This is a genomic window from Vibrio sp. 10N.222.49.A3, assembly GCF_041475145.1.
Lineage (GTDB): Bacteria > Pseudomonadota > Gammaproteobacteria > Enterobacterales > Vibrionaceae > Vibrio > Vibrio tasmaniensis_A.
Genome location: NZ_JBFRVM010000127.1, coordinates 1 through 11943, shown reverse-complemented (window position 1 = coordinate 11943; position 11943 = coordinate 1). Strand labels below are relative to the sequence as shown.

Sequence of the window (11943 nt, the reverse complement as noted above, 5' to 3'; positions counted from 1 at the left end):
ACGTCCACAAAATGACACCTTGCACAATGCACAGCAAAACACCATTGATAAACAGCCGCTCAGCGCCCTAGACAAACTCCAGCAGCAAACCCCTGATACCCAGGGCAACAGCCAGCATGTCATTTCTACGCTGGATGAAAACGACAAAGACCGACGCAGAGCGCAGCTCACCGCCACAGAGAAGCTGCCCTATGTGGTCGCCAAAGACTATTTAGAGCGCACCCCAGAAACCAGAGAAAACACGCTTATCATCGCTTACACCAACAAGGAGCGTGACACCATCACCGAATACATCCGTGTCGGGTTAATGAAAAATAATGACCTTGGCAAAGAAAATATCATTGCAACCAGACTGCGCTCTATCGGGGCAACCGGAGAAGAACTCACCACCATGATGCCCTATCAAAAAGGCTTAGTACTGAGCACCAGGCCCGGTGAGTACGCGACAATCACTCACGTGGATTCAGAGCATGGCATGGTGACACTTCAAGACGCGGCGACAGGTAAAACTAGGCCGTTCTTACCGCGTAACCGTGACCACAGCTTCACCACGCTGTTCTCTACGTCAGAAAAACCACTCTCAACGGGCGATAAAATCATCACGCGCTTTATCGATAAAGACCGCGGTATCAAAGCCAACGTGGAATACCGCATCACGCAAGCAGAACCAGGCAGTGTTATCGCTCAATCTAAAGCTGGACAAACACTCAACATTAACCCTAAGGCGCTTAAAGATGGGCACTGGGACTACGCTTACAGTCGAACCGCAGACATGGCGCAAGGGTCCACTCATCAACACGTCATTAGCGCCATTCAAAGCAAAGGCGCGCTGACCAATTTAAGACGCGCCGGTATCGATGTGACCCGTGCCAGCCAGCACATTCGACTCTATACCGACAACACCAAACAACTGGTCAAAAGCTGGCTCTCTAAAGAAAGCCATAAAGCCAGTGCAATAGAAACCCTCAACCAAACGCCCCCCAAAGACACCACCTACTTTAACCGAAACGCCCTCCCTCACGAGGACGTTCGGTTCCAAAATAAAAGCGGTGACTTTGACTACGCCCTATTTAAGGAGCACATCAAGACGCAGCTACCAAAATACACAGAAAGCCTTGCCGTTCAGTTATTAGGCAAGCCGAACCAATCCAAATCAGACCGTGATTATTTAACCTTTGGCATAGGTCCTTCCGCGATTAAAGTGACCCTAACTGGAGAACATCGTGGGTATTTTAAAGACTACACCACAGGCGAAAAAGGCGCATTGATTAACCTTATAATGAGTCATAAGGAAATGGGCTATAAAGCAGCGATGAATGAAGCGAACAAGATGCTAAACGAACCGGACAAATATCAATTGGAGGAAAACAGTAAACACGACAAATTACTGAGCACCACCCCAAGGCATATTGCGAAGTTTGAAGAAAGAGCTAAAGATTATATAAATCAAAGCTTACCTATTGATAACACGCTCGCCCAAACGTACTTAAACAAGCTCGGTGTCAATAACATCGAAAACAACCATGTAAAATTCCACTCTGCGGTCTATTCATCCGAAGATAGGTCCCTTCACCCTGCAATGCTAACCAACATCCACAATAAAGAAGGCGAAACCAAAGCCATTGAAGTGACCTATTTAGACACTCAAGGAAATAAAGATACCTCCCTAGACATTAACCCAAGAACCCTAGGGACGAAATCCAAACAATTAACAAGATTCCATCAAGGGGAGAATTTAAACACCACCATCATCAGCACATCGATTGAACAATCGTTTCTAATTCGAGACCAAACCCAAGGACAGATTGATATTATTAACCTCAATCATAAGAACGACATTCAAAACATCTCTACCGATGAACTAAGACAGAACATCATTATTGTATTAAATCATGGCAATCACGATTTAAACCCGAACAACATTGAAAAAATCGTCGAGAACTTTAATGGCCGAGACATCCAATTCATGTCAAATGATAACCTTAAAGAGGACATCAAATCGTGCATTGATAAACTAGAGCGAGATAACAGTGCACATAACCTTGAATTAAGTGAGCCGCACACGTCTCATCAGGAGAGGGAATTAGACACCTTCAACTATAATGAGAAAACAGAACTCGACAGCCAATCACTCGACCACTTTGAGCCAAAAGAATATTCACCTCAACAAGAGATGGAATTTAATCAATCAGAGAAAGAGAGCCATTGGGAAGACAGAGAAATCGACAGAGAGTTAGAGCGATAATAAGAGGGTAGCTGCTGCTACCCTTTTTTTTCGCCTGCAAGATAAGCATCCACTTTTTTATCCACATCAGCGGAAACCAAATTACGCATTTCTACTGCATCTTTTTTATTTTCATGGAACGCGACACCATCAAAACTTTGTGTGTGGGTTAAATTACCCGTCCCTTGGATCATCCTGATCCGTCGATACATCTCTTCCATCAACTCGCGGTTAGACGGCCGCTCATCTTCCTTATCGTTCAGTTTGATCCTCAATGCCAGCGTGAGAAGTTGCCTGACGGCTTCCGCATCACCTAACTTTTCTCTGTCTCTGAACACCTTAAAATCTTGCTCCAATTCACCCCGAATGTAACTCTGTACAGAAAAAGCTTTCGCCATAATCCCACCATCCTTTCTTAGATTTCCCTCTAAACAACACTTTACCTACATTACAATTAAATCACATGCTTGCAAAAAAGCTCACTATTTATCATTAAAAACATCGAGTTAATTGCTAATAAATCACTAGTACATCACTTCCACTTTAAACAAGCTCTCAGACCTTTCTCGAAAAGGGATTAAGTACAATTGATGCATTTATGATGTAAATCTACATTGGATTTCAGCGGCTAATTAGTTGAAATTTTGAAAATTTCCCCCCCAAAATATTCACTCTTCTATTTATATCATAAGTTATTGATTGTATTGACTTTATGTTTAAATCAGACAACCATTTAAATCGTTTTCGATTTAGCGTGGTGTGTGGTTGATAAACTGAAAAGACAGGGCCACTTCGTTAAACGATTACATAATTTGTGCTTTCTCTAAGGCTTTATATTATTAGGTAAAGTCGCCCATATTAAAAGGGGTTGGGGTGAAAAATGGATCACACTACTAAAAAATCACAACACCTTTTAGGAATTCAGGGCCATTCGTAAAACGAAATAACAGTGAAATATGACTTTAGAAAGGCGATATTGTATCCGTCATTCCGCCCTCAATTTAATAATTAAAATAGTGTTATCCAGCGTTTATTTATCAGTAAAAAAACGACACCATCTTGACCGCGAGCGGCAGTTTTGATCTATGACTGTTATTGGCTTTGTTGCGTTATTCAGTGGGACTAAATCAAGAACCTACGATCTGATCAGCTACATTCACTCCTTCTCGTAGCCCTATGCCTAACCTAAACCTCGCTACAAAACAACCAACTGTAAGCAATACAACCAATCACTCATTAACCGTGGCTCTCTGACCTTTTGGATTGATGAAGAGGCGATAAGTGGTTGGTCGCAAAGCAAACAGAATAAGCGCAGAAGACCACGTCGATTCAGTGATTTAGCTATCACGACAGCGCTCATGGTGAAGTGAGTTTTTTCTATACCACTGAGAGCGCTGCAAGGATTTATCGACTCGGTATTTAGACTTGCCCATGTTCCATTAAGTTGTCCGCATTACACCTGCATCAGCCGTAGAGCTAAGCACTCATGAGATTATTGCAGCGAGCTAAGTTTATCGACGGTTACAGATGGCGAAGTCCTTCCTAACTTACTGAAACAAACCCGCCGAAGCATCCTTGGGATGTCTGGTATGGCACTTACGAACGAGAGCTTGTCACGATGCAATTATGATTAAGCGAGCCGTGCGCTTGCTCCTCCAAGAGGAGGGGCAACCTTCTGGGAGTGTGGTCACTCTCAGAAACAGCGATGTATCGAATTAAACAATAGCTAAGAGGACGATTGAGTTTAAGAAATCACAATGCGCAGGTGGGAGAAACTTACGCGATGATAAAAGCGTTGAACAAGCTTACTGGGTTAGGTGTGCCTGGAACTTGTCGTATTAGCTAAAAAGCATGCGAAACGGGGTGACTCTGTTTCTAAACTGAATTACGCAACAAAGCCGCTTTTTAAAGCACTTGTTCAGATAATCTGTATATAAACACAGTTTGAGAATGTGTCTGAACAGCAAGTTTTGCGAACATATAATGATGTGAAGCAATTAATTAGCCCTAATCACTCTAGAAAGTACACTGATTAGAAAATATAGGGCAAATAATCGTTCTTCGAGTGTGATAGTAAAGTATCGTGAATTGAAATGGACATAAACGTGTTTCGAAAAGTTGAATGTTAGTGTGATCACACTGTCTGCCCAACTAGCTAGGTGTTAGGATAGAAACAACTTAGCCTCCTCAGAAACACCAGTACTTTAACCCTCTACTGTTTACCATGCGATATTCAGGTGGACTGTGAATTTTGAACTAGATACGTACACACGAAAATGAAGCCTATACCCACTCCCATAATGATGGTCAATTCGGAGTCCAAAATCAGGTAAGATAATACCGAGGTGCATGCAGGAACACAGGAAAAATATGTCGAGACATTCGTCACGGTTCCAGATTTAAGTGCATGGATCAACAAAACAGACGCTAACGAGGATATCGCTATTGATTGCCACAGTAAGGCCACAAGAAACGGCGCAGTCCATTCTACGGCGAATTCGCTCCATAACAGTGTCGTCGGCACTAAAGCTAGCAAAGCTGATAAGCATTGGATCCCCATCGTTTTTTGAATTGGGATATGCGAGCAATAGCGTTTCTGTATGGCGGTACCGAATGTAATCCCTAACAGCGACAACACAGCATAGAGCATGTTAACCTCGCTACTCGTCCCTAGGCTCATGTTTTCAACAGACAAGAGCACCGTGCCGAGCACGCAACCTATTATTGCCCCTATCTGTATTTTAGAAGTCCAACCGCGTGAGATCATCAGTGTCACTACAGGCTGAAGCCCTAGCACTACCGTGAGCATTGCAGGACTTATCCCTTCAGATAGTGAATAAGAGAATAAAACAGGGTAAAGAAATTGGATAAACAATCCGACCCATAACGACATTATGATGTCTTTCCGCGACATAACCGACCCAGACTCTGCGAATAAGAAATTGAGCAAAATGAATACGAACAACGCAACGACCACTCGCAGGGTTATAAACGACAATGGGTTGGTGTACATCAACCCTATTGACGAAGAAATATAACCAGAAGACCAGAGGAAAATAAATATAAAGCCTATATATTTCATTGTTGGTCTTTTCTCTATCGTGATCAAACTAACGTAAAACGCTGACCTAGACCACGCTTCCCTATATAATATTGCTTCATTTCTCGGCAATAACTCTGGATGTGTTGCCCTTTGTTTTGAGTCAGCTCAATCAAAATGTCATAGATTTCTTGTATCGGGATGTCGTGGTGAATGTGTGCAAAAGACAGCTTGAACACTGCATTTTTAATGTCTTCTAAATTGTGGATTGAACGGGCAAGCTCGTTCACGAAGTCTTGCCTGTCCTTCTTGGTAAGAGCTTGTCGTTTGAAAACCATAGGATGCTGTAAGTTATCGCCGGTAGATAGATCTGTGAAAATCATTTCTGGATAGAGTTTATCGACTCCCTCAAATTGGAAGTCAAGACACAAAATAACTCGGTTATCTTGACCAAAGTTGTAAGCTGCGTGCACCACACTCGCGTCAAGCATCCAAATCTCCCCCTTTCTCATCCGAAACACGCCATAATCTTCATCACTATGGTATGACGTCATCGGCGATTCTAACGGAATTAGGACTCGAAGATATTTCTCTTTCTGTTGACCGAACTCTACGAAGTCTTTATGTGGAATGACCTGACCATTAATAAGGTTTCGAGTTCTGACCATCTTTAAATTATCCACATCAAAATATTGATGAATCACTTCATTTATGTAGAGCGTTTCATGCCCTAACTCAGTCAACTTTGCTTCACCAGGATAGTCTTTATATTGAGTATTGCGATAATCGCCATTGTCATTCCACAAAGAGTTATTAATCCATGTCCCTTGATTAAATTCACTGTACTCTTCATCAAATACTGGAAACCGCTCAATAACAGCTAAGTCACGCCTTAACGCTTCATTGTTAAAGTCTATCTTTCCTAATATTTTTGTTTTCGATATCACTTTTTTCATATAATTACCCTTAACACTAGTTGCAGTTCCAATAATCAGAAGCACCAAATGTTGCACAATAAATCTAAATAATGTTACAAGTGGTGTTCCACTTGTAACATTATTTATCGTTATTTATTTCTTATATCGATACTAATTTAAATAAGAAAAGCATTGAGACGCACTCGGATAAAAAGATTGCATGCTGACTAATGGAACACTTTCGTAAAGATAAAAATGAACTTCGATTGCCAGAAGTTATACGGCTCAAATAAGTCTTGGAAAGAGCGGTATGGATACCACAGACGCTCGCTGTCAGAAACAGCGATGTATCGAGTTAAATAGTCGCTAGGAGGACGATGAACTTAAGAAATTACAATGCACAGGAGGGTAGCTTACGCGATGATAAAAGCGTTGAACAAGCTTACTGGGTTAGGTATGCTTGTAACTTATCGTCTTGACTAAGAAACACACTAAACGGGACGACTCTGTCTCTAAACTGAATTACACCACAAAGCCCCCAAACACCTAAAAAATGGACATAAGCAAGCTAGTCCAATAGCACTAACTTAACCTTGAACGATCAGGAAAAGTATCTCGAAACCTTAAAAACTTGTATGGTGTTTAGGTCCAATTTGTCAACTCACCTAGAAACGCACAATGGATATCATGAAGAAAGTTCACTGTATAATCGAGAGCACTTCGGACATCAGGGATCGCATTACTAGCTAAGTCATATGTCTCAACGACCTGATCATTTCTATCCAGCAAAACAACGCACTTCACTGCTGGACTATCAGAGGAATTTGCACGAGCAATTGTCTCCTCAATATCTGTAGGCTGAACTTCAGATTTCATACTGTCGCGCTTTGCGTCTAAGGTGCTAGGGTAGCGAAAGTATGTGCTATTTGGGTCATACCCATTGATTAAGTTTATCTTGGATTTCAACTTTGGATCGATTGTCCAATTTGTTGACGTGGGCATTTGAGCACTCACTGAGTCAAAAACCGAAATAAAGTACGTATAAAGGTCTGTCAAATTATGAGTATTACTCATTAATTTCCATTTACCGTTTGCAAAAACAGCTGGCTTTTCAAGATTAAAGCCATCACCAAATGGAACTTGATACTTTTTGTGAAGGATCACTATTAACGATTTCAAGTAGAGTTCAATTGAATGACGCTGTAAATAGCAAACCGGCAAATGCGCCAAAGCAGTACCTTTATTAACTTTGAGCTCTTCAGCCGAGCGTTTAAACTCACCTGCGGTTGCTCCTAACCCACCATCAAAGTGCCTTTCAGGTGGCAATAAAAACACGTTCATAAGACCTCTGTAATACCAACTTTTAGGAAACACCTATCGCCGCGTTAAGCGGACTAAAATTGCGGGTTAAAATGTCTAGCTAAAATAAACGTAACCTACTGTTTTAGTTAAGTTTAAATGCCTTTTTATAGCTCTTGTTGTTTAATGTGAAGATCCATTACTTTGATATCTTCTTGAGCATATTCTTCACATATAACATTTACTTTAAGCTCTCCATTTGCGAGTGCTAAAGGCGCAATAAGATATTCGTCATCAAATGTCATAGTTCTAGTATGTAACAATCTTAGCTAGCAGGCACTTTGAGAGAAAAGTGCCACGTGTAGAATTTCAGCTCTATGAAGCCTCTGGACATGAATGAGCTAAGCTTACAATCTAGTTTAGTTACGTTAGATTAGGAAAAGTGAGTCAAAATCTCAAGTGGCAAAATACAAGATTTGACCCTAAACTCCCTATTGATGCTAGAAGCCAAAGAGGGGATATAATAGGTGCGGTGGGAAAAGGTCACGCTTCAACATCTGGTGTGTGGCACCTTTCAGCGCTCTCAGGTAATTGCTCATGAGGGGCTTGCGGCCCAAATGACGTCCCGTCTCCGGTAAATCATCACTGTTTTCAATAACCGAATGTCGTTCCACGCCCCATCCAACAATCTGAATCAAGTAACCTGTCATCAGCGTAGCCTTCAAGAGCAGGAGTCGAAGAAGTAATATGGCGTGACCTCCGCCACGTGCATAATCTATAGCATTAGTATTGAGATTTCAATTCATTACGTTCAATTAGTTGCTTGATATTTAGATTTTTCCAGTTTACAAACCAATACACACTATCGATAGCAACAAGGTATGACCGTAAACATTGTTCCGAAGGTTTTGGGTCAGCAATCCCATCGTAAATAATGGAGAGTAGCTTTACCCTTTGAGGCTCTGATAAGTAAGGACAAGCAATTAAATCAAGAAGCATATGAACACGCTCTGAGTCGTTTTCTATCTTTTCGAACGAAGAGAGCTTTTCAATAGCAAAGTCTACAACTTGGCTTTGAATATCAAGGTATTCCTGATGATTTTTAAAGTAATAAAGCAAAGAAATCACTTCGAAATAATTAAGCTTATAAGAGGTCTGTACTAGATCAACGAAGTAAGACTCTGGAAGTCGAAAACAATCACCAAAGTCACTAGTAGATAAAATTATATTCAAACGCTCGATCGAAAGATAACCTTTCCTTTTTCCGTTTTTATTTCTATCAAAGGTGAAATCTATAATTGAACTAGTAATCAACAGTTTTATTTGAGGGGCAAATGTAGATAGTGATTGATTTGACTTCAAAAATACCATTAAAGAAACAATAACTTTTGCTATCTTATTGGATGCATTTACCGTTGGGTGAACCTTATAATAGAACAGCATCAACTCGATCATTATTTCAATATTTGCTATGAATATACCCGCCTTCCCACCTTGTTCAATATACTCTGAATAGCAATTCATTGCAGCTTCGATTCTTTTTGAGAAGAATGAAACTAAATATGATGAAACTTCTGAATAACCATTTTTATTGCTTGTTAATGCAACGAGCCTAACTTCATTCATGAACTTATTCATGAAGTTATGCTTTTTGTATATTTGAGCAGGGAAGTACTTTCTTGAAGAAAGGTGCTCTTTTGAAAATATCGTGTTTTCGAAGTAATCCAAACACTTAGACATCGAAATAATAATTTTAGATTTATCTGTACAGAAAGGACGCTCAAGTTTAGTCACTTTTTCCGAATTAATGTAAAGATTATACTCGGAAAGGCAGTCGCTTATAGTATTAGAAACGACAGTACATATTTCATCTGTCATACCAAATACAATATAGTCATCTACATATCTTAAAACTTGATAGTCTACCCTATTAACATATGAATATTCGCTCTTAAGAGTCTTCTCGATGTTAATATCTATCCGTTGGAAAATTACCTCAGCAAAAATCCTGCTAAACTCCGAACCAATTGGAATGCCATTTGTTTCATTGGCATTACTTCTTTGCATAGTGGTATCAAGTTTCTGAGCGAATTGGTTATACCAAGAGACGTAATTATCCTTTATATAGTCTTTATCTTTCGCAGCCCAAGCAATTGTATGGGTGTAGATACTATCGAAACAATTGGCTACATCGAGGAAAAACATAAACGGGAACTTAGACTCAAGTTCTTTATACAAAGGAGAAGAGTATAGCTTATGAATACGATTAAACCCTTTATATGAAAAATATGAAGATGCATGCTTTTTGTATATTTCTTCTTCTATTGTTTCTATTTTTATTTCTTTATAGGCATTGCTCGTTACTTGGCTCTCACCCTTAATATAGAATGAATTACAAATTTTCATTGGGGATCTTATAGAAAAATCACTTTTGTCACACAAAGAGACCAAATAATCAGAATGCTCTCTATATATATTTGAATAGTTAATTTGAGATCGAGGATGGATCAGAGATAATGTTCTTAAACTTACATCATTCTTTATTATCTTATATTTAAATGGTGTGGTTTGCTTTAGCTGGTCTCTTTTTCTATCAGCTATATTTAAAGAAGTGTTTAGCTCAGGATTTATTAGGGCCATGTAGATATCAGACACTACTTTTGTTTTGCTATCAGAAACTGATTTTTTGACAATATGACCATTTATATATAACCCGTCATTACTAAATATAATTGGGACATCTGCTGGGTATGTATCGGTCAACAATGCTCTAGAGTAATCTTTTTTGTCTAGTCTTATACTTTTCATTTAATACCTCCAAGCATTCTTGATCTCACCTAATTTGTTCGGTGAAAACTTCTTATAATTATTATTGCTATAACCATTCATGAAGGAAAATTTTAGTAACTCTCTTTTCTGACTTTTAGAGAGTGTGTTAGTAAAATTAGAACCACGTTTACATGCATAACCTAGAATTGTTTTTTTCAAATATTCATCGATTTCTATTAGGCTTTCACTATCATCAGTCAAATTAACGTTATTGTAATATATCCCTGTGGCAATAATACGTTTCGATTTTTTATCTTTCATTAACCTATTTGATGTAAGAAAATCTAAGCGTTGCTTTAATATTTCAAACTTACCATCTTTAGAGAAACAAAAAAGAGATCTTGATATTCTTGTCTTGATCTTTTTCATTCTTGAAGTAGAAAGTGATATATCAACTTCACGAAAGAGATTTTTGTTTGCTCTAGTCTCGGTATCTCTAACTGAGTAGTTATATCCAAGGTAATCAAATGTCGCTACGACTTTATCTTGCTTAGTTCTACTATCAACGAAAATGACTTTCTGTTTGTTATAGTTAAGAGAAAGTTCGTTTGGCAATTTTCCTTTTATACATTTCAAAAATATTTTTTGATCTTCAAATCCAGTAGTAATAATAATTATATCATCTACATATCTACAATAGAAAAAGACATCCTTGTGATTTTTCATTTCTTTATCAAAATCACTTAATACTAGCTCAGCTATACTTGGACTAAACTCTAATCCTCTTGGTATACCTTTATTATCAGTTTGATTTAATCCTTTAACAATAGAGCTAATTAATAACCTTGTTTGATTACTGACTTTACTTTTTTCTAATGAACTTTGAATGGTTGAATATTCCACACTTTCGAAAAATGACTTAATATCCAATCGGTATATTCGATAACTCGTACCTTCTTTCAGGTGTTGTACTAACTGTCTAGATATTTGATTTCTACTTTTAGATTTATCTAATACCTTTCTTAAGTTCTTTGCCAAATTCCGTGATATTAAAACTTGATCGAAATCTTTCAGTGTATAACAGCTTTTACCATTTCTTTTTATCTGCACAGTAGAGAAAGATAGTTCAGAGGATAAAGAGGAACTATAAGCTGAATCGATGAGCTCTTTCTTCTTTTCAGGATCGAGTATATCGACACAATTGTAGATATCACCTTCATAGATACACTGGCCTAAGGTTTTAGGTGAGATAGCCTGAGATGTCATTAGGTTATTCCAATAATTTCAATCATTTTGGTATCATAGCATATAACACACTGATAAATATCATGTTATATGCAATTTTTCAAACTAGCTCTCTTGCCTGAAAGGCCTTATATAAACGAAGTTTGTATGGTGAGTATACAAACCACATTACTTTCCTTGAAACTGGTGGGGCAGGTCTTACCTATATTGCCACTCATTACTTTTTGTATGTATAAAGTTGCTGATTATCTGAGTTTATATTTCGAGGCGTAACGCATTTTGGGGCATTTTCGAGCTAGAAAATGCCACGGTAACCACTCCCGAAAAGTGGCTTTATAGTGATTCAAGATAACTACCAACTCAAAAAATCCAACTCAGCTCTAATATCACTTATCTGCTCGTCCGTTAATTCTGGCAAGATGTTGAACTCCCCTTTTATTGCCTTTGGT

The 11943-nt window shown here is 38.7% G+C and carries 7 protein-coding genes and 3 pseudogenes; 3 read left to right on the top strand and 7 right to left on the bottom strand.

From position 1 onward, the window contains the following. Positions 1-2245, top strand: a pseudogene (locus AB4589_RS19420) (conjugative transfer relaxase/helicase TraI); the annotation flags it as partial. Between the two features lie 17 nt (positions 2246-2262). Here AB4589_RS19420 and AB4589_RS19415 read toward each other — a convergent pair. Then, positions 2263-2622 carry a hypothetical protein gene (locus AB4589_RS19415; protein WP_016800120.1) on the bottom strand — a complete coding sequence of 120 codons (360 nt, stop codon included), beginning with the start codon at positions 2620-2622 and terminating at the stop codon, positions 2263-2265. An 837-nt stretch (positions 2623-3459) separates the two neighbouring features. On the opposite strand from AB4589_RS19415, the pseudogene AB4589_RS19410 reads away from it, so the two are divergent. Beyond that, positions 3460-4070: pseudogene (locus AB4589_RS19410) on the top strand (transposase). A gap of 387 nt (positions 4071-4457) precedes the next feature. Here AB4589_RS19410 and AB4589_RS19405 read toward each other — a convergent pair. Then, a complete protein-coding gene (locus AB4589_RS19405; RefSeq protein ID WP_372046027.1) occupies positions 4458-5306 on the bottom strand; it encodes a DMT family transporter in 849 nt (282 codons plus the stop codon). 23 nt (positions 5307-5329) lie between these two features. Beyond that, positions 5330-6220, bottom strand: a complete 891-nt coding sequence (locus AB4589_RS19400) for an aspartyl/asparaginyl beta-hydroxylase domain-containing protein (RefSeq protein ID WP_017102383.1) — start codon at positions 6218-6220, stop codon at positions 5330-5332. A gap of 228 nt (positions 6221-6448) precedes the next feature. Here AB4589_RS19400 and AB4589_RS19395 point away from each other — a divergent pair. After that, positions 6449-6664, top strand: a pseudogene (locus tag AB4589_RS19395) (IS5/IS1182 family transposase); the annotation flags it as partial. A gap of 159 nt (positions 6665-6823) precedes the next feature. Here AB4589_RS19395 and AB4589_RS19390 read toward each other — a convergent pair. The 4 genes from AB4589_RS19390 to drt3a form a co-directional block, all read right to left on the bottom strand. Beyond that, a complete protein-coding gene (locus AB4589_RS19390; RefSeq protein WP_048664427.1) occupies positions 6824-7522 on the bottom strand; it encodes a hypothetical protein in 699 nt (232 codons plus the stop codon). 125 nt (positions 7523-7647) lie between these two features. After that, positions 7648-7785, bottom strand: coding sequence for a hypothetical protein (locus AB4589_RS19385; RefSeq protein WP_155412941.1), 138 nt, complete (start codon positions 7783-7785; stop codon positions 7648-7650). Positions 7786-8263: 478 nt separating this feature from the next. Next, positions 8264-10288 (bottom strand): antiviral reverse transcriptase Drt3b, encoded by a 2025-nt coding sequence (gene drt3b, locus AB4589_RS19380; protein WP_372101537.1) that lies wholly within the window; start codon positions 10286-10288, stop codon positions 8264-8266. Further along, the gene (gene drt3a / locus AB4589_RS19375; RefSeq protein WP_372101536.1) at positions 10289-11515 is read right to left on the bottom strand and encodes an antiviral reverse transcriptase Drt3a; all 1227 of its coding nucleotides are present in this window, start codon (positions 11513-11515) and stop codon (positions 10289-10291) included. Positions 11516-11943 lie beyond the last annotated feature (428 nt).

Excerpts from the sequence above, each read along its gene's own strand:
- AB4589_RS19415 (WP_016800120.1), bottom strand. The coding sequence starts at position 2,622 with ATGGCGAAAGCTTTTTCTGTACAGAGTTACATTCGGGGTGAATTGGAG.
- AB4589_RS19405 (WP_372046027.1), bottom strand. The coding sequence starts at position 5,306 with ATGAAATATATAGGCTTTATATTTATTTTCCTCTGGTCTTCTGGTTAT.
- AB4589_RS19400 (WP_017102383.1), bottom strand. The coding sequence starts at position 6,220 with ATGAAAAAAGTGATATCGAAAACAAAAATATTAGGAAAGATAGACTTT.
- AB4589_RS19390 (WP_048664427.1), bottom strand. The coding sequence starts at position 7,522 with ATGAACGTGTTTTTATTGCCACCTGAAAGGCACTTTGATGGTGGGTTA.
- AB4589_RS19385 (WP_155412941.1), bottom strand. The coding sequence starts at position 7,785 with ATGACATTTGATGACGAATATCTTATTGCGCCTTTAGCACTCGCAAAT.
- drt3b (WP_372101537.1), bottom strand. The coding sequence starts at position 10,288 with ATGAAAAGTATAAGACTAGACAAAAAAGATTACTCTAGAGCATTGTTG.
- drt3a (WP_372101536.1), bottom strand. The coding sequence starts at position 11,515 with ATGACATCTCAGGCTATCTCACCTAAAACCTTAGGCCAGTGTATCTAT.